This is a genomic window from Nocardia sp. SSK8 (assembly GCF_037034205.1).
Taxonomy (GTDB): Bacteria; Actinomycetota; Actinomycetes; order Mycobacteriales; family Mycobacteriaceae; genus Nocardia.
The window spans coordinates 56,978-75,903 of the sequence record NZ_JBAGKD010000008.1; the positions used below are offsets into that span (position 1 = coordinate 56,978).

An 18,926-nucleotide genomic window follows, 5' to 3' on the forward strand; every position below is an offset into this window, starting at 1 on the left:
CGTGATGCTCGGCGGGCGTCGAGGAAACCGGTGGAAATCCGGTGCGGTCGCGCCACTGTGAACAGCCAGACCCTCTCCGGCGAGCACACGACAACCACCCCGTTGGGCGCGTCACCCGAGGAAGGTCTCACCCTGTGATCCTGCTGCTGTCCACCTCCGACACCGACCTGCTGAGCGCGCGCGCGAGCGGCGCCGAGTACCGGTGGGGCAACCCCGCCCGGCTGCTCGTGGCGGACCTGCCGGAGCTGCTCGACGGCGCCGACCTGGTGATCGTGCGCATCCTCGGCGGCAAACGCGCCTGGGAGGACGGCCTGGACGCGATCCGGGCGAGCGGCGTGCCGATGGTCGCCCTCGGCGGTGAGATCGCCCCCGACGCCGAGCTGATGGAATGCTCGACGGTCCCGGTGGGCGTGGCCGCCGACGCGCACAACTACCTCGCCGCCGGTGGCGCGGAGAACCTGCGTCAGCTGCACCACTTCCTCTCCGACACGGTGCTGCTCACCGGCCACGGCTTCGAACCGCCCGTGCAGCTGCCGAGCTGGGGCGAGCTCGAGCGCTCGGCCCGCATCCTGGAACCGCACGCCCCCACCGTCGCGGTGGTCTACTACCGGGCCCAGCACCTCGCGGGCAATACCGGCTACATCGACGCGCTGTGCACCGCCATCGAGGCCAAGGGCGCCCGCGCGCTGCCGGTCTACTGCGCCTCGCTGCGCACCGCCGAACCGGAACTGCTCGCCCTGCTCGGCCGCGCCGACGCGCTGGTGGTCACCGTGCTCGCCGCGGGTGGTAGCAAGCCCGCCACCGCCTCGGCCGGTGGCGACGACGAGGCCTGGGACGTGGCCGCGCTGGCCGCCCTGGACGTGCCGATCCTGCAGGGCCTGTGCCTGACCAGCGGTCGCGCCCAGTGGGAGGGCAACGACGACGGCCTGTCCCCCCTCGATGTGGCCACCCAGGTGGCGGTGCCGGAATTCGACGGCCGCGTCATCACGGTGCCGTTCTCGTTCAAGGAATTCGACGCCGACGGCCTGTCCACCTACGTGCCCGACGCCGAACGCGCGGCCCGCGTCGCCGGGATCGCGGTGCGCCACGCGCGCCTGCGCCACATCCCGGCCGCCGACAAGCGCATCGCGATCATGCTCTCGGCCTACCCGACCAAGCACGCCCGCATCGGCAATGCCGTCGGCCTCGACACCCCCGCCTCGGCCATCCGCCTGCTCACCGAACTGCGCGCCGCGGGCTACGACCTCGGCGCACCCGGCGAGATCCCCGGCCTGGACCAGGGCGACGGCGACGCGCTCATCCACGCCCTGATCGCCGCGGGCGGCCAGGACCCCGACTGGCTCTCCGCCGAACAGCTCGAGGGCAACCCGATCCGCATCGGCGCCGCCACCTACACCCGCTGGTTCGAGTCGCTGCCCGAGGACCTGCGCGAGGCCGTGGTCGAGGCGTGGGGCCCGCCGCCCGGCGAACTCTACGTCGACCGTTCCGCCGACAAGGACGGCGAGATCGTCATCGCCGCCCTGCGTTTCGGCAATGTGGTGCTCATGGTGCAGCCGCCCCGCGGCTTCGGCGAGAACCCGGTCGCCATCTATCACGACCCCGACCTGCCGCCGAGCCACCATTACCTGGCCGCCTACCGCTGGCTGCAGGCACCCGACGGCTTCGCCGCCGACGCCATGGTCCACCTCGGCAAGCACGGCAACCTGGAATGGCTGCCCGGCAAGACCCTGGGCATGTCCGCCTCCTGCGGCACCGACGCCGCCCTGGGCGATTTGCCGCTGATCTACCCGTTCCTGGTCAACGACCCGGGCGAGGGCACCCAGGCCAAGCGCCGCGCCCACGCCACCCTGGTCGACCACCTGATCCCGCCGATGGCCCGCGCCGAGAGCTACGGCGACATCTCCCGCCTCGAGCAGCTGCTCGACGAGCACGCCAATATCTCCGCCCTCGACCCGGCCAAGCTGCCCGCCATCCGCCAGCAGATCTGGACCCTCATGCGCGCGGCCAAGATGGACCACGACCTGGGCCTGGCCGAACGCCCCGAAGAAGACGTCTTCGACGACATGCTGCTGCACGTCGACGGCTGGCTCTGCGAGATCAAGGACGTCCAGATCCGCGACGGCCTGCACATCCTGGGCCAGGCCCCCGAGGCCGAGATGGAACTCGACCTGGTGCTGGCCATGCTGCGCGCCCGTCAGCTGTGGGGTGGCGAGCAGAACGTCCCCGGCCTGCGCGAAGCCCTCGGCCTCAGCGAAGCCGGTGACGAAGCCCGCGAGCGGGTCGACCTGGTGGAGGCGCGCGCCCGCGAACTCCTCGCCGCCCTCCAGGCCACGGACTGGTCGGTGGACGCCGTCGACACCCTGGTCGGCGACTACGCCACCGCCGTCCTCGCCGGGGGCGACCGTCACGCGACCACCGCCGCCGTCCCCGCCACGACCAACCCGCCCGCCGCCACCGCTGACGCTGATGCCGTGGCCGTCGACTCCGCTGCAGCCGCCACCGCTGCGGCTCCCGCCGACGCTGCTGCTGGTGCCACCGCGAACGGGACTGCGTTCTCGGACGACGAGACCGCGCGCCTGGACGCGGTCAAGACCGTCCTGCGTTTCGCCGCCACCGAGGTCGTCCCCCGCCTGCGCGAGACCAGCATCGAGATCGCTCGCGTCCTGCACGCCCTGAACGGCGGCTTCATCCCCGCCGGTCCCAGCGGTTCCCCCCTGCGCGGCCTGATCAACGTGCTCCCGACGGGCCGCAACTTCTACTCCGTCGATCCCAAGGCCGTCCCCTCGCGCCTGGCCTGGGAAACCGGTCAGGCCATGGCCGAATCGCTGCTTGCCCGCTACCTGAGCGACCACGGTGAGTACCCGAAGTCGGTGGGCCTGTCGGTGTGGGGCACCTCGGCCATGCGGACCTCCGGCGACGACATCGCCGAGGTCCTGGCCCTGCTCGGCGTGCGCCCGGTCTGGGACGAGGCCAGCCGCCGCGTCACCTCCCTCGAGGTCATCGCCCTCGACGAACTCGGCCGCCCGCGCATCGATGTCACCGTGCGCATCTCCGGCTTCTTCCGCGACGCCTTCCCGCACGTGCTGGCCCTGCTCGACGACGCGGTGCGCCTGGTCGCCGACCTCGACGAGCCCGCAGAGTCCAATTACGTGCGCGCGCACGCCCAGTCGGATCTGGCCGAGCACGGCGACACCCGCCGCGCCACCACCCGCATCTTCGGCTCCAAGCCCGGCACCTACGGCGCGGGTCTGCTCCAGCTCATCGACTCCAAGAGCTGGCGCACCGACGACGACCTCGCGCAGGTCTACACCACCTGGGGCGGCTACGCCTACGGCCGCGACCTCGACGGCGCTCCCGCCGCCGACGACATGCGCACCGCCTACCAGCGGATCGCGGTGGCGGCCAAGAACACCGACACCCGCGAACACGACATCGCCGACTCCGACGACTACTTCCAGTACCACGGCGGCATGGTCGCCACCGTGCGCGCGCTGACCGGCAAGAACCCCGAGGCCTACATCGGTGACTCCACCCGCCCCGACGCCGTGCGCACCCGCACCCTGTCGGAGGAGACCGCCCGGGTCTTCCGCGCCCGCGTGGTGAACCCGCGCTGGCTCGAGGCCATGCGCCGCCACGGCTACAAGGGCGCTTTCGAGATGGCCGCCACCGTCGACTACCTGTTCGGCTACGACGCCACCACCAATGTGGTCGCCGACTGGATGTACGAGAAGCTCACCGAGAGCTACGTCTTCGACGAGGTCAACCGCAAGTTCATGGAGCAGTCCAACCCGTGGGCGCTGCACGGGATCGCCGAGCGCTTGCTCGAGGCCGCCGAGCGCGAGCTCTGGGAACAGCCCGAGCAGGAGACCCTCGACCGGCTGCGCCAGATCTACCTGGAGACCGAGGGCGAGCTGGAGTAGCTTGCCGCCGGACTGGAATGCGTTCTACTGTGAACGTATTACAGTGTAAGAAAGGGTGTCGATGAGTAACTCTCCGGCGTACTTCACGCAGGTCGACGGCGTCTTCCGGCCGACTCCGTTCTCGATGAGCCTGTGGGCACCGAACACCCTGTCCGGGCCGCCGGTGTGCGGGCTGCTGGCGCGCGAGGTCGAGCGGCGCTACTGCACCGGCGGCTTCGTCCCGGCGCGCCTGACCGTCGACCTGCACCGGGCGGTGCCCGCCGTGCCGCTGACGGTCGTCAGCGAGGTGATCCGCGACGGGAAGCGGGTGCGCGCGGTCTCGCTCGAGCTGCGCGCCGAGGACGCGGTGGTGGTGCGGGGCAGCGCGCTGCTGCTCGCGCGCTCCAACCAGCCCCCGGGCGAGGTGTGGCGACCCGACCGCGACCGGCCGCTGCCCCCGGCCAGCGCGCTGGCGCGGATCGACGAGGCCATGCACCTGTTCGGCAGCGACGGCCACGCCGAGGGCTGGTCGCCGAAGATGACCGAGCACCAGAACGACACCCGCAAGCGCAAGTGGGTGCGCAATATCCCCGTCGTCGACGGCGAGCCCGCCTCGCCGTTCTGCTTCGCCGCCATGACCGGCGAGCAGACCAGCCTGGTCACCAACTGGGGCACCGAGGGTATCGGCTTCATCAATACCGATGTCTCGATCACGTTCTCGCGCATGCCGATCGGGGTCGACATGGGCATCGAGGCGGAGAGCCACCTCAGCGACGACGGGATCGCCGCGGGCGCCGCGGTGCTCTACGACGAGCAGGGCGCCTTCGGGATCTGCACCACCACCGCGCTGGCCAACGAGCGGCACCAGATCCGCGGCGCGGTGATCGACGAACTGGCCGACACCATCTTGGCCGCCGGGCAGCCGGTCACACCGGATCGAGCCCGCTGAACGCCAGCCCCACCGTGGTCGCGCACAGCACCGTGCCGACCGCGGTGGTGGCGAGCAGATAGCCCAGCGCGAGCAGCCGGGCAGGTGGCAGCAGGGCCAGCACCACGGCCGGGATCAGCAGCACCGCCAGCGTGGCCGCCCAGCTGAGCCAGAACGAGGTGGCGATCGGTTCGAGTTCGGCGAAGGCTACCGGCCGCGGTACCGGGACGTGCCAGGCGCTCTGCACCGCGAACGTCGCCGGGACCAGCACGAACACCGCCACGAACACCCCGAGCCCGACACCCCAGCCCGCCCGCCACCTGACCTGCTCCACCCGCGTCACCTTTCCCCGTCCCGCACCGGCCTGCCGGTGCCATGCTGCCTCGAGCGGCCCCGCCCCGCGCAGATCCACCCGTTCGGTGGCGATTCCCCGGACCGGTCAAGCCAGGGTGACCAGCAGTTCGTCGGCGACGGTCTCGACCTTCACCATGCCCCCGGTCAGATACAGCGTCGCGGCGCGCGGACGGCCGTCGGCGAGCGAGATCACCGACACCGCCTCCACGCGGGCCCCGGTCAGCACGACATACGGATCCTCGTCGGTGACGTCGAAGGCGGTGTACTTGCCCGACGCGGCCACGTACTCGATATTGACCGGGTCGACCAGCGGCTCGAACGGGTCCCGCCACGGCGCCACCCCGATCCGCAGCTCCTCGCCGTCGAGCCCGGCGTCCAGCAGCAGCGTCGACCCGTCGTGGAAGGTGAACTCGATCGGCCCCTCGCTGCGATCGATGTCCGTGCCGAGGACATAGAACATCCGGCGCACGGCGATGATGGTCGCGTCGACGGCGGCATTGAGCGCGCCGCGGCCGTGTTCGTCGTTGTCGGACACGGGTTTTCCCCTGACGGTCGATCTGCGCGCGGACGAGTCATCATGTCGCCGCGGCGCACCACCGCGCAACTCCACCCCGGCGTGTTCGGGCAGTGCCGCCGGGCGCTCGTAGAGTGGGGCCATGGCGGACTCCACCCCGGACGGCACCGCGCTGCGCCGCGCGAGCGCCCTGCTGGCCGGGCGCCGGATCGTGGTGGTCACCGGTGCGGGCCTGAGCACCGACAGCGGCATTCCCGACTACCGCGGTCCCGGCTCGCCGCCGCGGAACCCGATGACCTATCAGCAGTTCGTCGGTGACCCGGAGTTCCGGCAGCGGTACTGGGCCCGCAACCACCTCGGCTGGCGCCGCATGGACGCCGCCCGCCCCAATCCCGGGCACCGGGCCCTCGCGCGCCTGGAACGCGCGGGCGTGGTCGCGGGGGTCATCACGCAGAACGTGGATCTGCTGCACACCAAGGCGGGCGCGCGCCGGGTGATCGACCTGCACGGCACCTACGCATCGACGCGGGTTGCTCGGAAACGCTGTGCGCCTTGGCCGATCGGCTGACCGCCGCACCGGCACCGGACCTCGCAGCTCCTGCCGCCGGGTGCTGAACGCGCCCTCGCCGAACGGTCCGGCCCGCTCGCGGGCAGTGGTCGATGCGGGGTGAAATCGGCGGTCACTTGATCCCTCCGTGCGGGGCCCGGACGCGGCGTGGGTAAGCTCGGCGCACCAGTGCATGAAGAGTTCCACCCGCGGCGCGATGTTTTCCTCGCAGCGGGGTTGTCGGCCCTCGTGTGGGCCGAATGATCGACCCCCACTTGCCAGCCGATCAGAACCAGGGCTTTTCCATGACCGATACCGCCGTTGCCGAATCACGCCTCACGCACCGCCAGACACTCACCATTCTGTCCGGCCTGCTACTGGGGGTGTTCCTCGCCGCGCTCGACCAGAACATCGTCAGCGTCGCGATCGTGCGGATCGCGAACAGTCTCGACGGGTTCGACGAACAGGCCTGGGCGACAACGGCGTATCTGATCACCGCCACCGTCACCACGCCGCTCTACGGCAAGCTCGCCGACATCTACGGCCGCAAACCGTTCTATCTGATCGCCATCGCGGTGTTCGTGATCGGCTCGGCGGCCTGCTGCTTCGCCACCACCATGTACCAGCTGGCCGGGTGCCGGGCGGTGCAGGGCATCGGCGCTGGCGGGCTGATGTCGTTGGCGTTCACCATCGTCGGCGATATCGTGCCCGCCCGCGAACGGGTCCGCTACCAGGGGTATTTCCTCATGGTGTTCGGCATCGCGACGGTGCTCGGACCGGTGGTGGGCGGATTCCTGTCCGGCTACGAGAGTCTCGGCGGCATCGAGGGCTGGCGCTGGGTGTTCCTGGTGAACGTGCCGGTGGGCGTGATCGCGTTCCTGGTCGTGGCGCGGGTGCTGAACGTGGCGCATGTGCGCCGACCCAGCCGGATCGACTGGTTCGGCGCGGCGACCCTGGTGGTGGGTGTGGTGCCGCTGCTGATCGTGGCCGAGCAGGGGCGCCTGTGGGGCTGGACCTCGCAGAAATCGCTGCTCTGCTACGGCATCTGCGTGGCGGGCCTGCTGCTGTTCCTGCTGGTGGAGTATCTGATGAAGGACGCGGCGCTGATCCCGCTGCGCCTGTTCCGCAATTCGACGTTCAGCATCGCCATCCTCGGCGGCTTCCTGGTGGGTGTCGCGATGTTCGGCGCGATCACCATGGTGCCGCAGTACCTGCAGGTCGTGCGGGGGTTCTCGCCCACCGAGGCGGGGCTGCTCATGCTGCCGCTGGTACTGGGAATCATGGTGGGTTCGCAGCTGTCGGGCCTGATCACCAAGGCGAGCGGCCGCTACAAGGTGCTGCCCGTATTGGGCGCGCTCATCCTGGCGGTCGGCTGCGCGCTGTTCGCCCGGGTGGACTTCGACGGGCCGCTGTGGCAGCCGCTGGCCTACAGCACCATCATGGGTTTCGGGCTCGGTGGCTGCATGCAGACGCTGGTGATCGCCGCGCAGAACGCGGTGGGGCGCACCGAGATGGGGGTGTCGACCGCGGCGGCGACCTTCTTCCGTCAGCTCGGCGGCACCCTCGGCGTCGCGGTGTTCCTGACGGTCCTGTTCGACCGGCTGCCCGGCTCCATCCTGGGCGCCTTCGGCGGCCACCTGCCCGCCGGTTTCGACGCCGAGCAGCTCGCCGCCCTGCAGAGCAATACCAGCGGGATCGCCGCGCTGCCCGACGAGCTGCGCATCCCGATCCTCACCGGGTTCACCGACGCCATGCACAGCGTGTTCTTCCTGGCCGCCGACCTGGCCGTGGTGGCGTGCCTGGTGCTGGTGTTCATGAAAGAGATCCCGCTGCGCGAGGATCCGGTGCCCGGCGAGGACGCCGAGGCCACGCTGCTGCGCGATGTGAGCCTGCACGATGCCCAGGAGATGGCGGGGCAGTTGCGGCCCGCCGCCACCGGCCGGGTGATCGCGGGCCTGCTGCGGCGCGATGACGCGCGGCCCGTGTCGGCGGCGATCCTCACCCTGATCGACCAGCACGGGCGGCAGGTCGCGCGCGGCAGCGGCGATGCCGACGGCGCGTATGTCATCGAGGCGCCGGAGCCCGGCAACTATGTGCTCATCGCCGCGGCGCCGGGACATCAGCCCGAGGCGGTGAGCGTATCGATGGGCGAGCGCGCCCAGCACGTGGACCTCATGCTCATCGGGGCAGGAGAGCTCACCGGTGTGGTGCGGTCCGCGCGCCGGGGCGAGCCCCTGTTCGGGGCGACCATCACGCTCACCGACGCGGAGGGTGATGTCGTCGGGGCGGCCATCACCGGCGAGGACGGGGTGTACGTGTGCCGCGATGTCGTCAGCGGGACCTACACGCTGGTCGCGGTGGCCGACCACATGCGCCCGGCCGCGGTCGCGCTGACCGTGCCCGATACCGGCTCCCTGCACCACGACATCGATCTGGAGCCGATGGCCATCCTGGTCGGCTCGGCCTGGGTCGACGGTGACCGTCCCGTCGCCGACGTGCAGATCACCGTGCTCGACGCCGGTGGCGACCAGGCGGCCACCACCCGCACCGACGAGAAGGGCCGCTACCTGGTGCCGGACCTGCCCGAGGGCGAGTACACCGTCGTGGCCCGCGGCTACCCGCCGATCGCCAGCCAGGTCTCGGTCACCCGGGGCGAGATCACCCACGACGTCACCCTCGGCTACGACACCGAGGAATCGATACACCGGCGCTGACCGGTCATCCGGCCGCCGGTTCGAGGCCCCGCAGCAGCCGGGCGCGATAGGTGCGCACCGCCGCGACCACGGCGAACACCGCGGTGAGCGCGCCGAGTACGATCCGCACCGAATGCGCCACCTCGACCTCCCGCACCGTCCGCCGCAGTTCCTCGATGGTGTGCTGGTCGCGCTCGTCGAACAGGATCGTCCAGCGTTCCCACAGGTACAGCGCCGACAGCAGGAACAGCCCCGACACCAGCGACACCAACGAGGCCACCGTCCACACCCGGGCGGTCCGCGCCCACACACTGACGGCGGTAGCCACGATCGCGGTCACCATCAGCACCGCCCCCAACGGCCGCATCACACTACCCACCGACACCGCCGCGGTGAACTCGTCGGCCACGATCAGCGACCGCGGAATATCGTGAAAGTAGTTGGGATACAGGAACACCGTCTCAGCGATCATGGTGCAGAACACCAGCGTCGCGAGCGCGGCATAGAGGGTGGTAGCGGTCAGTGAAACGGTGAGTGTGCGCATGATTCCAGCAAAGCCCGAATCCGCCCCCACCACATCCGGTATCAGCCCTGATCCCGCATCAGGGTGTCCCTAGGGTGCCGGATGCGTGGCCGGTCGCCACGGGATCCGCCCATTGCCGTCACCGGTACTCGTGCGCTGCTCGGACCAGTCCCACAGCGGTTGCAGCGCCTCGGCCAGCAACGCGCCCTCGGTGGTGAGTTCGTAGGCCCCGCGCGGACCGTCCTTACGGGTCAGCCCGGCGGATTGGAGCTGCTGCAACCGGTCCGAGAGCATGCTCGACGAACAGTTGCCCATCCGCCTGCGCAGGTCGAGGAAACCGAGCGGTCCCGGCTCCAATTCCCAGACCACGCGCAGCATCCAGCGCTGCCCGAGCAGATCGATGGCGGCCAGGATCTTCGCCGACGGCTCGGCCGGGGCACCGTCGTCCGCAGTTGCGCTTCTCATTCAGAAGCACGATAGTTGCTTCTGAATCAGAAGCATGCGACGCCGTGCGGGTCGGCGGGAGGAGACGATCGATGGAACGGGTGCAGCGGCGGGTCGTGTTGGTGACCGGGGCCTCGCGCGGAATAGGCGCGGAAGCCGCGGCGCAGTTCGGGGCGACCGGGGCGCATGTCGTGGTCAACTACCGGGAGAAGCGCAAGCGGGCCCAGGTCGTGGTGGACGGGATCGTCGCGGCAGGCGGCAGTGCGTCGGTGCTCGGTGCGGACGTGTCGGATCCGGCGGCGGTCGAGGGAATGGCCGCCGAGCTGGGGGAGCGGTTCGGGCGCCTGGATACCCTGGTGCTCAATGCTTCCGGGGGGCTCGAGCGCGACGCCGATCCCGGGTACGCGCTGCGCCTGAACCGGGATGCCCAGGTGCGCCTGGCGGTTTCGGTGCTGCCGCTCATGCCCGAGGGTGGACGGATCGTGTTCGTCACCAGCCATCAGGCGCATTTCGTGCACGAGCAGGGCGAGGTGCCCGCCGGGTACGCCCCGATCGCGCTGAGCAAGCGGGCGGGTGAGGACGCGCTGCGGTCCCGGATCCCCGAATTCCGGGATCGCGGAGTGGGGTTCACGGTGGTGTCCGGCGACATGATCGACGGCACGATCATCGTCCGCCTCCTGGAACGCCGCGACCCCGGCAGCGTCGCCGCGCGCCGCGCCGCGGGCCCGCTCCCGACCGTCGAGGAATTCGCCCGCGTCATCGTGCGCGCTGGCACAGAACCCGCCACTCTCGGCCAGACCTTCTACGTCGGCGGCGAGGATTTTCTCACCGTATCGGCCCGGTGACGGCATCGGACAGTTGATCACCATGCTCTGGTGGCGGCATCGCCCGAGGGCGCACCGCCACCAGAGCGTGGTGATCGCATGTCCAGGTCTCAGGCGCGGGTGGTGGCTTCGCGCTGGAGTTCTAGGGCGATGTCGATGAGCTGGTCTTCCTGGCCGCCGATGAGTTTGCGGCGGCCCGCGCGGACGAGCATCTCGGCGGCGGAGACGTTGTAGCGTTCGGCTTGGCGTTCGGCGTGGCGCAGGAAGCTCGAGTAGACGCCCGCGTAGCCCATCATGAGGGCCTGCCGGTCCAGCAGGCATTCGGTGGGCATGGCCGGGCGGACGACGTCTTCGGCGGCATCGGTGACGGCGAAGAAGTCGACGCCGGTCTCGATGCCGAGTTTGTCGCAGACACCGATGAACGCTTCGACGGGGAGATTGCCCGCACCCGCGCCGAAGCGGCGGGCGGACCCGTCGATCTGGGTGGCGCCGGCGCGCACCGCGTACACCGAATTCGCCACCGCCAGACCGAGATTCTCGTGGCCGTGGAAGCCGACCTGGGCGTCGGCGCCGAGTTCGGCGACGAGCGCGCCGACACGATCGGAGACCTGTTCGAGCACCAGCGCCCCGGCGGAGTCGACGACATACACGCACTGGCAGCCCGCGTCGGCCATGATGCGGGCCTGCTTCGCCAGCGCTTCCGGCGGCTGGGTGTGCGACATCATCAGGAAGCCGACGGTCTCCAGACCGAGTTCGCGGGCGTACCCGAAATGCTGGACGGAGACATCGGCCTCGGTGCAGTGCGTGGCGACCCGGCAGATCGTGGCGCCGTTGTCCCGCGCGATCGCGATGTCCTCCTTGACACCGACACCGGGCAGCATGAGGACGGCGATGGCGGCGTTCTTCGCGGCCTCGGCGGCGGTCTTGACGAGCTCCTGCTCCGGCGTGCGGGAGAACCCGTAGTTGAACGAGGACCCGCCGAGGCCGTCGCCGTGGGTCACCTCGATGACCGGCACCCCGGCCCCGTCGAGCGCGATGACGATGTCACGGACCTCGGCGGCGGTGAACTGGTGACGCTTGTGGTGGGACCCGTCACGCAGGGACGTGTCGGTGACCCGGATGTCGAGTTCGGCGGAATAGACCATGGTTCGCTCCTTACACCCGCGCCGCGAGGATCTGCCCGGCGACGACTTCACCGACGCGGGTCGCGGCGGCGGTCATGATGTCGAGATTGCCCGCGTAGGGCGGCAGGAAGTCCCCGGCGCCCTCGACCTCGACGAACACCGAGACCTTCGCCAGCCCACCGGATACCAGCGAGGGCTCGTCGAACTGGGGTTCGTTGAGCAGCCGGTAGCCGGGCACATAGGTCTGGATATCGGCGACCATCCGGTGGATCGACGCGCGGATGGCGTCGTGGTCCGCGTCCTCGGGGATGGCGCAGAAGATGGTGTCGCGCATGATCATCGGCGGCTCGGCGGGGTTCAGGATGATGATCGCCTTGCCCTTCCGGGCGCCACCGATGGTCTCCACCCCCCGGCTGGTGGTCTTGGTGAACTCGTCGATATTGGCGCGGGTCCCCGGCCCGGCCGACACCGACGACACCGACGCCACGATCTCGGCATAGGTGACCGGCACGACCCGGGACACGGCGGCCACGATCGGAATGGTGGCCTGGCCACCGCAGGTGATCATATTGACGTTCGGCGCGTCCAGCAGCGCGTCCAGGTTCACCGGCGGCACCACCGCGGGCCCGACCGCGGCGGGGGTGAGATCGACCGCGCGGATACCGAGTTCGGCATAGCGGGGCGCGGCGGCCCGGTGCACGTAGGCGGAGGTGGCCTCGAAGACGATGTCCGGCTTCTCGTCCTGGGCGAGCAGCCAGTCCACCCCGTCGGCCGAGGTCTCCAGCCCCAGCCCGCGGGCCCGCTTCAACCCCTCGCTGCCGGGGTCGATCCCGATCATCCAGCGCGGTGTGATGGATGCCGACCGCAGCAGTTTGTAGAGCAGGTCGGTGCTGATATTGCCGGATCCCACGATCGCGGCGTCGACGGTCCCCTGGGACACGGTCGCCTCCTGAAGAGTAGGGAGCGCGCGTTCACGGCGCTCGGGATGGATCAGACGAAACGCAGGTCCACGGCACCGAGTCCGGTGAACTCCGCGCGGAAGTCGTCACCGGCCCTGGCATCGATGGCCCGGGTGCAGGAGCCGGGCAACACGACATCGCCCGCCCTCAGCCGCACCCCGAAGCTCGCGACCTTGCGCGCCAGCCACGCCACCGCGATCAGCGGATCACCGAGCACGGCATCGGAACGCCCTTCGGCGATGACCTCGCCGTTGCGGGTGAGCACGGCGTCGATGGCGGTGACGTCGATGTCACCGGGTGCCACGCGCGCCTTGCCCAGCACGAACCCGGCCGAGGACGCGTTGTCGGAAATGGTGTCGCACAGGCTGATCCGCCAGTCGGTGATGCGCGAATCGATGAGTTCGATGGCGGGGGCGTAGGCGACGGTGGCGGCGCGGACATCGTCCTCGGTGCAGTCGGCACCGGGCAGATCGGCGCCGAGCACGAAGCCGACCTCGACCTCGACCCGGGGCAGCAGGAACGCCGAGGTGTCGACCGGGGTGTCCTCGAACAGTTCCATGTCGGCCAGCAGGTGACCGTAGTCGGGTTCGTCGACGCCCATCATCTGCTGCATCGCCACCGACGACAGCCCCACCTTGTGCCCGACGATCCGGCCGCCGCCGTCCAGCTTGCGCCGGATATTGAGCAGCTGGATCTCGTAGGCGTCGACCACATCGATGTCCGGGTACCGGGCGGCGAGGGGGGACACCGCCACCCGGTCCCGTTCGGCGCGCGCCAGTTCGTCCGCGAGCTCGGTGCGCACGCTGGTTGTCAGCATCCTGGTTCCTCCTCTGGTGATGCGTTCCCATCCTGGGTGCGCGCGGGCCCGTCGGGATCGGACGTTCCCGCTGGATGGGCGGGAATCCCGGTGAGCCCGCCCGGAACCAGCGCGCAGACCGCCACCAGCACCACGGTGAGAACGGCGATGGTGGCGAACACCAGGTGGATCGCGCCCGCGAGTACGTCCGGGGTGGCCGCGCCGGTGTCATCGAGCCGCGCGTTGACCAGCGCGCCGAATACCGCCACCCCCACCGCGCTGCCCAGCGACCGCGCGAACATGGTGGCCGAGGTGACGACTCCGCGCTCGGACCAGCGCGCACTGGTCTGCGCCGCGATGAGCGTGGGGGTGGCGACCAGGCCCATGCCCGCGCCGACCACGAAACACGAGACCGCCACCTGCCACAGCTCCGAGTGCTCGTCGAGCAGCAGGGTGCTCGCCGCACCGAGCGCCGCGACCGAACTGCCCAGCACCGCGCACGCCCGGAAGCCGAAGCGCAGATACACCTTTCCGGCCTGGGCGGCCGACAGCGGCCAGCCGAGGGTGAGCGCCCCGGTGACCAGCCCCGCGACCAGCGCGCTCGACCCGAGCACACCCTGATTGAACAGCGGCACATAGGTCGTGAACCCGAACAGCAGCGCGCTGCCCAGCACCGCGGCCACCGCGCCCGCGACGACCACCCGGCGGGTGAACACCCACAGCGGCAGAATCGGTTGCGCCGCCCGCGTTTCCGCCACCACGAACAGCAGCAGGGCCAGCGCGGCACCGCCGAAGACCGCCAGGGAGGTCGGTGACCGCCAGGCCCAGGCGTGCCCGCCTTCGAGCAGCCCGAGGACCAGCCCACCCGCGCCGAGCGTCAGCAGGATCGCGCCGAGGTAGTCGATGCGGCGCGGCTGCCGGGTCACCGATTCCTGGAAGTGCCGCACCAGCGTCCACCCGGCCAGTGCCGCCAGCGGCAGGTTGACCAGGAAGATCCAGCGCCAGCCCAGATAGTCGGCGCAGATCCCGCCCAGCAGCGGCCCGGTCACCGAGGCCACCGCCCACACCCCGGCCAGATAGCCCTGCACGGTGGCGCGTTCGGCCAGGGTGTACAGGTCGCTCGCGATGACCATGGTGGTCGGCTGGATCGCGCCCGCGCCGATACCCTGGACCGCCCGGAACACGATGAGCGCGAGCATGCTGCCCGCCAGGCCGCACAGCAGCGACCCGAGCGCGAACACCACGACCCCGCACAGCATCACCGGCTTGCGGCCGAACGCGTCGGCCAGCGCGCCGTAGATCGGGACCGTGATCGCCTGGGCGAGCAGATAACTGGTGAACAGCCAGGGGAACAGCGCGAAATCGCCGAGGTCGTCGGTGATCGCCAGCACGGCGGTGGCCAGGATGGTCGAGTCCAGCGCGACCAGGCCGGTGGCGAGCATGAGCGCGGCCAGCACCGGGCCACGGTCCGAGCCGAAGCCGACCTCGGCCCGTACGGTATCGGTTGCCAACGGGCACCTCTCGGCTCAGAAGCGGATACGGACCTGATCGCTGGTGGGCCGGGCCTGACACGCGAGGGTGTAGCCTGCCTCGATGTCGTCCTGGTCGAGGATCGCCGACGGCGGCGTGCTCACCGCGCCGTCGAGGACGGTGCACGCGCACGATCCGCATTCGCCCTCGCGGCAGGAATAGGGCACGTCCAGGCCGTCGGCGAGCATGACGTCGACGAGGGTGCGGGAGCGCGGCCAGCGCAGGGCGTGCACGGCGCCGTCGAGTTCCACCTCGACCTGGGCGGCGTCGGCGTCGGCGTCGTCGGCGGGATCGAGGGGTTCGGGTGCGGCGAACGGGTCACCCGAGAGCGAGACGAACACCTCGGTGGTGATCCGCTCGCGCGGCCAGCCCGCCCCCGACAGTGCCTCGGTGACCGCCGCCATGAATGGTGCGGGCCCGCACACGAACGCCTCGTAGCCCGGATACGGTGCCGCGAACCGTGCCAGCTGCGGCCCGCTCGGCAGGCCCTGGAGTGATTCCAGCCAGTGCGCCACGGTGAGCCGGTCCGGATACCGTTCCGCCAGGTCGCGCAGGGCCGCGGCGAAGATCACCGACTCCGGACCGCGATTGGCGTAGAACAGCACCACCCGGCCGGTGCCCCGGACCAGCGCCGAGCGCAGGATCGACAGCACCGGCGTGATCCCGCTGCCCGCCGCCCACAGCAGCAGATCGGTGTCCAGGGAGGCCGGGGTGAAGGCGCCCTGCGGTGGCAGTACGTCGAGGGTGTCACCGACGGAGACGTTGTCGCACAACCAGTTCGAGCCGTAGCCGTCGGCGGTGCGCTTGACCGTCACCTGCGGCGGGTCGCCGGTGAACGGCGAACTCGCGAGGGAGTAGCAGCGCGCGACCGGCTCGGGTCGCTCGCTCGGGATACGCAGGGTGAGGAACTGGCCGGGACGGTAGGCGAAACGACCGGCGGCTTCCGGCGGCACGTCGAAGACGAGCGAGCGCGCGTCGGCGGTCTCCTCGATCACCGCGGCCACCCGCAGCGTCACCACCCGTGGAACCTCGGCTGTCGTCACTGGTGCCCTCCTCGCTCACAGAACCGGTGTGCCGACACCGTCGCAGCCCGCCGCCCGCGCGGACCCTGCGGTTCCCGGTGGCCGGGAGATCGCCGCGCGAGTGCCCGCTGACCGGGAAGACCAGGGCGGATGCCGGACGCGGCGACCCTAGCGTCGGCGGCGTGGACACTCGATCTCCCGGGGGCGCCCGATGAACCGCATGCAGCACACCGTCGCGCTGGTGACCGGCGCGGCAGGGGGAATGGGCCGCGCCCATTGCCGTCGGCTGGCCGAAGAGGGCGCCGACATCATCGCCGTCGACATCGACTCCGCCGCCGCCGAACTGGCGGCTACGGCGGCCGAGGTGGCGGCGGTGGGCCGGGTCTGCGTGACCGGCATCGCCGACGTGCGGGACCAGGCCGCCCTGGATGTGGCGGTCGCCGACGGCGTCGCCGCGCTGGGCAGGCTCGACGTGATCGTCGCCAATGCCGGGATCTACGCCGACCTCGGCTCGTCTTGGGAACTCACCGACCAGGCCTGGCAGCGCACCGTCGACATCAATCTCACCGGCGTGTGGCACACCGTGCGCGCGGCGGTGCCCGCGCTGACCGACGGCGGCTCGATCGTGATCGTCAGCTCGACCAACGGCCTGGTCGGGGCGGCGTCCGCCGCGCACTACGCGGCGAGCAAGCACGCGGTGGTCGGTCTGGCCCGCACCCTCGCCAACGAGCTGGGCCCGCGCAATATCCGGGTCAATACGGTGCATCCCGGGTCGGTGGCCACGCCGATGATCCTCAACGACACGGTCTACGCCAAGCTCCGTCCCGATCTGCCGCATCCCACGCGGGCCGACGCGGCCGAGGTGCTGGCCCGCCGCACGCTGCTGCCGGTGCCCTGGGTCGACCCGGTCGACGTCAGCAATGCCGTGCTCTTCCTCGCATCCGACGAGTCCCGTTACGTGACGGGAACCCAGCTCGTGGTGGATGCCGGACTGACTCAGAAGGTGTGACATGGGACGAGTTACGGGCAAGATCGCGCTGGTCACCGGCGCCGCGCGCGGCATCGGCCGCGCCCAGGCCATCCGGCTCGCCGAGGAGGGCGCCGATATCGTCGCCGTGGACATCTGCGGTCCGGTCGAGTCGGTGCTGACCCCGCCCGCGAGCGCGGCGGACCTCGCCGAGACCGCCGCGGCTGTCACCGCGACGGGCAGGCGGGTCGTCACCGCCACCGTGGATGTGCGCGACGGGACCGCGCTGCGCGGCGCCGTCGACGCGGCCGTCGCCGAACTGGGTGGGCTCGATATCGTCTGCGCCACTGCGGGAATCAGTTCCAGCGGCGGCGCGCTCGAGCTGACCGAACAGCAGTGGCAGACCATGATCGATGTCAACCTGACCGGCGTCTGGCAGACCTGCAAGGCCGCCACCGGGCACCTGATCGCCCGCGACGGTGGCGCGATGATCCTCACCAGTTCGATCGCCGGACTGCGCGGCCTGGTCGGGGTCGCCCACTACACCGCGGCCAAGCACGGTGTCGTCGGGCTGATGCGCTCCCTCGCCAAAGAGCTGGCCCCGCACCACATCCGGGTGACCTCGGTGCATCCCACCAATGTCGACACGCTCATGATCCAGAACGACTCGGTGCGCCGCGCGTTCCGGCCCGATCTCACGTCACCCACGCGGGAGGAGTTCGCCGAGGCCGCGGTCACGATGAACATGCTGCCGATTCCGTGGGTCGACCCGGTCGACATCGCCAACGCCACCCTGTTCCTGGCCTCGGACGAGGCCCGCTACATCACCGCGGTGACCCTGCCGGTCGACGCGGGCAGCACCCAGCGCTGACACACACACGAAAGCGGGGGCCTGGTCACCAGGCCCCCGCTTTGTGTGCGCCGATGTCAGGCGGTGCCGGACTCCTTGCGGGTCAGGAACGCCAGCACGGCCGACTCGAACTCGTCCTTGCGCTCGATCATCGCCCAGTGCCCACAGTTCGGGAACACGTGCAGTTCGGCGCGCGGGATGGTCCGCATCGGGATGAGCGCCATATCGAGGGGGCTCACCCGGTCGTCACGGCCCCAGGTGATCAGGGTCGGGGCCTGCACCTTGTGCAGCATGGCCCACGGCGGCGGCACGTCGGCGGCCTCCATGGCGCGCACCATCATGGCGAAGGCGGCCTTGCTGTACATGCGGCGGGCACTGTCGAGGGTGGCCGGGTCGGTGGCCTGGGTCCAGCGTTCCTCGATGAGCTCCTCGGTGACCATGGCCGGGTCGTAGACCATCGAGTGCAGCCACTGGATCAGCCGCTCCCGGGTGGGTTCCTCGGTGAACTCCTGGAGCAGCTTGATGCCCTCGCCCGGGCCGGGGCTGAACAGGTTGCGGCCGATCCCGCCGATGGTCACCAGCTTGCCGACTCTGTCGGGATGCGCGATGGCGTAGTTCAGCGCCACGCCGCCACCCATCGAATTGCCGATGATGTCGACGGTGTCCAGGCCCAGCGCGTCGACGAAGCGGACCACCGCTTCCAGCGCGGTGACCATGGGGTGTCCGCCGAAGTCGTCGCTGACGCCGAAACCGGGGAATTCCAGGACCAGGCAGCGGAACCGGTCGGCGAAGGCCGCGAGATTGCCGCGGAAATTACGCCAGCCGGTGACGCCGGGCCCGGAGCCGTGCAACAGCAGCAGCGGGGGACCGTCCCCGATCTCGTGATAGCGCAGGACACCCGCGTCGGTGCGGATCTCCTTCAGGGTGTCGGCGTAGCTGGGTTCGGTCATCG

16 protein-coding genes and 1 pseudogene are annotated in these 18,926 nt (G+C 70.5%); 7 read left to right on the forward strand and 10 right to left on the reverse strand.

The window, feature by feature from the left end:
* The first annotated feature begins 134 nt into the window (after positions 1 to 134).
* On the forward strand, positions 135 to 3,920 hold the full coding sequence (cobN, locus tag WA675_RS16995) for a cobaltochelatase subunit CobN (protein ID WP_336085534.1): 3,786 nt from the start codon (positions 135 to 137) through the stop codon (positions 3,918 to 3,920).
* A 61-nt stretch (positions 3,921 to 3,981) separates the two neighbouring features.
* Complete coding sequence (locus tag WA675_RS17000; RefSeq protein ID WP_336085535.1) at positions 3,982 to 4,848, forward strand: acyl-CoA thioesterase domain-containing protein; 867 nt, start codon at positions 3,982 to 3,984, stop codon at positions 4,846 to 4,848.
* Here WA675_RS17000 and WA675_RS17005 read toward each other — a convergent pair.
* Both WA675_RS17005 and WA675_RS17010 read right to left on the reverse strand, forming a co-directional pair.
* On the reverse strand, positions 4,826 to 5,161 hold the full coding sequence (locus WA675_RS17005) for a hypothetical protein (RefSeq protein WP_336085536.1): 336 nt from the start codon (positions 5,159 to 5,161) through the stop codon (positions 4,826 to 4,828). The two genes, WA675_RS17000 and WA675_RS17005, sit on opposite strands and share 23 nt — an antisense overlap.
* A gap of 105 nt (positions 5,162 to 5,266) precedes the next feature.
* The gene (locus WA675_RS17010; RefSeq protein WP_336085537.1) at positions 5,267 to 5,716 is read right to left on the reverse strand and encodes a hypothetical protein; all 450 of its coding nucleotides are present in this window, start codon (positions 5,714 to 5,716) and stop codon (positions 5,267 to 5,269) included.
* 121 nt (positions 5,717 to 5,837) lie between these two features.
* Between WA675_RS17010 and WA675_RS17015 the strand changes: the two are divergent.
* Both WA675_RS17015 and WA675_RS17020 read left to right on the forward strand, forming a co-directional pair.
* Positions 5,838 to 6,224 (forward strand): annotated as a pseudogene (locus WA675_RS17015) (Sir2 family NAD-dependent protein deacetylase); the annotation flags it as partial.
* Positions 6,225 to 6,547: 323 nt separating this feature from the next.
* Positions 6,548 to 8,956 (forward strand): MFS transporter, encoded by a 2,409-nt coding sequence (locus tag WA675_RS17020; protein WP_336085538.1) that lies wholly within the window; start codon positions 6,548 to 6,550, stop codon positions 8,954 to 8,956.
* Positions 8,957 to 8,960: 4 nt separating this feature from the next.
* Here the strand turns inward: WA675_RS17020 and WA675_RS17025 are convergent, their stop codons facing one another.
* Together WA675_RS17025 and WA675_RS17030 are read right to left on the reverse strand one after the other, a co-directional pair.
* Positions 8,961 to 9,479, reverse strand: coding sequence for a hypothetical protein (locus tag WA675_RS17025; protein ID WP_336085539.1), 519 nt, complete (start codon positions 9,477 to 9,479; stop codon positions 8,961 to 8,963).
* Between the two features lie 69 nt (positions 9,480 to 9,548).
* On the reverse strand, positions 9,549 to 9,923 hold the full coding sequence (locus WA675_RS17030; RefSeq protein ID WP_336085540.1) for a winged helix-turn-helix transcriptional regulator: 375 nt from the start codon (positions 9,921 to 9,923) through the stop codon (positions 9,549 to 9,551).
* Between the two features lie 71 nt (positions 9,924 to 9,994).
* Here WA675_RS17030 and WA675_RS17035 point away from each other — a divergent pair, with 71 nt between their 5' ends.
* Complete coding sequence (locus WA675_RS17035) at positions 9,995 to 10,747, forward strand: SDR family oxidoreductase (protein ID WP_336085541.1); 753 nt, start codon at positions 9,995 to 9,997, stop codon at positions 10,745 to 10,747.
* A gap of 89 nt (positions 10,748 to 10,836) precedes the next feature.
* Here WA675_RS17035 and dmpG read toward each other — a convergent pair whose 3' ends face one another.
* Genes dmpG through WA675_RS17060 form a run of 5 tightly spaced genes read right to left on the reverse strand, consistent with a single transcriptional unit; the run spans position 10,837 to position 16,178 of the window.
* Complete coding sequence (gene dmpG / locus WA675_RS17040; RefSeq protein ID WP_336085542.1) at positions 10,837 to 11,871, reverse strand: 4-hydroxy-2-oxovalerate aldolase; 1,035 nt, start codon at positions 11,869 to 11,871, stop codon at positions 10,837 to 10,839.
* 10 nt (positions 11,872 to 11,881) lie between these two features.
* Positions 11,882 to 12,790, reverse strand: coding sequence for an acetaldehyde dehydrogenase (acetylating) (locus WA675_RS17045; protein WP_336085543.1), 909 nt, complete (start codon positions 12,788 to 12,790; stop codon positions 11,882 to 11,884).
* A 50-nt stretch (positions 12,791 to 12,840) separates the two neighbouring features.
* On the reverse strand, positions 12,841 to 13,626 hold the full coding sequence (locus WA675_RS17050) for a 2-keto-4-pentenoate hydratase (protein WP_336085544.1): 786 nt from the start codon (positions 13,624 to 13,626) through the stop codon (positions 12,841 to 12,843).
* A complete protein-coding gene (locus WA675_RS17055) occupies positions 13,620 to 15,116 on the reverse strand; it encodes an MDR family MFS transporter (protein ID WP_336085545.1) in 1,497 nt (498 codons plus the stop codon). The genes WA675_RS17050 and WA675_RS17055 overlap by 7 nt, the downstream gene beginning before the upstream one ends.
* 15 nt (positions 15,117 to 15,131) lie before the next feature.
* Positions 15,132 to 16,178, reverse strand: coding sequence for a ferredoxin--NADP reductase (locus tag WA675_RS17060; protein ID WP_336085546.1), 1,047 nt, complete (start codon positions 16,176 to 16,178; stop codon positions 15,132 to 15,134).
* Between the two features lie 190 nt (positions 16,179 to 16,368).
* On the opposite strand from WA675_RS17060, the gene WA675_RS17065 reads away from it, so the two are divergent.
* Both WA675_RS17065 and WA675_RS17070 read left to right on the forward strand, forming a co-directional pair.
* Complete coding sequence (locus tag WA675_RS17065; protein WP_336085547.1) at positions 16,369 to 17,166, forward strand: mycofactocin-coupled SDR family oxidoreductase; 798 nt, start codon at positions 16,369 to 16,371, stop codon at positions 17,164 to 17,166.
* Between the two features lies 1 nt (position 17,167).
* The gene (locus tag WA675_RS17070) at positions 17,168 to 17,995 is read left to right on the forward strand and encodes a mycofactocin-coupled SDR family oxidoreductase (protein WP_336085548.1); all 828 of its coding nucleotides are present in this window, start codon (positions 17,168 to 17,170) and stop codon (positions 17,993 to 17,995) included.
* Between the two features lie 56 nt (positions 17,996 to 18,051).
* Here WA675_RS17070 and WA675_RS17075 read toward each other — a convergent pair whose 3' ends face one another.
* Positions 18,052 to 18,924, reverse strand: coding sequence for an alpha/beta fold hydrolase (locus WA675_RS17075; protein ID WP_336085549.1), 873 nt, complete (start codon positions 18,922 to 18,924; stop codon positions 18,052 to 18,054).
* Positions 18,925 to 18,926: the final 2 nt, after the last annotated feature.

Bases quoted from the DNA above. Each gene is read 5' to 3' on its own strand.
- WA675_RS17000 (WP_336085535.1), top strand. From the start codon at position 3,982: ATGAGTAACTCTCCGGCGTACTTCACGCAGGTCGACGGCGTCTTCCGG.
- WA675_RS17020 (WP_336085538.1), top strand. From the start codon at position 6,548: ATGACCGATACCGCCGTTGCCGAATCACGCCTCACGCACCGCCAGACA.
- WA675_RS17025 (WP_336085539.1), bottom strand. From the start codon at position 9,479: ATGCGCACACTCACCGTTTCACTGACCGCTACCACCCTCTATGCCGCG.
- WA675_RS17030 (WP_336085540.1), bottom strand. From the start codon at position 9,923: ATGAGAAGCGCAACTGCGGACGACGGTGCCCCGGCCGAGCCGTCGGCG.
- WA675_RS17035 (WP_336085541.1), top strand. From the start codon at position 9,995: ATGGAACGGGTGCAGCGGCGGGTCGTGTTGGTGACCGGGGCCTCGCGC.
- dmpG (WP_336085542.1), bottom strand. From the start codon at position 11,871: ATGGTCTATTCCGCCGAACTCGACATCCGGGTCACCGACACGTCCCTG.
- WA675_RS17050 (WP_336085544.1), bottom strand. From the start codon at position 13,626: ATGCTGACAACCAGCGTGCGCACCGAGCTCGCGGACGAACTGGCGCGC.
- WA675_RS17065 (WP_336085547.1), top strand. From the start codon at position 16,369: ATGAACCGCATGCAGCACACCGTCGCGCTGGTGACCGGCGCGGCAGGG.
- WA675_RS17070 (WP_336085548.1), top strand. From the start codon at position 17,168: ATGGGACGAGTTACGGGCAAGATCGCGCTGGTCACCGGCGCCGCGCGC.
- WA675_RS17075 (WP_336085549.1), bottom strand. From the start codon at position 18,924: ATGACCGAACCCAGCTACGCCGACACCCTGAAGGAGATCCGCACCGAC.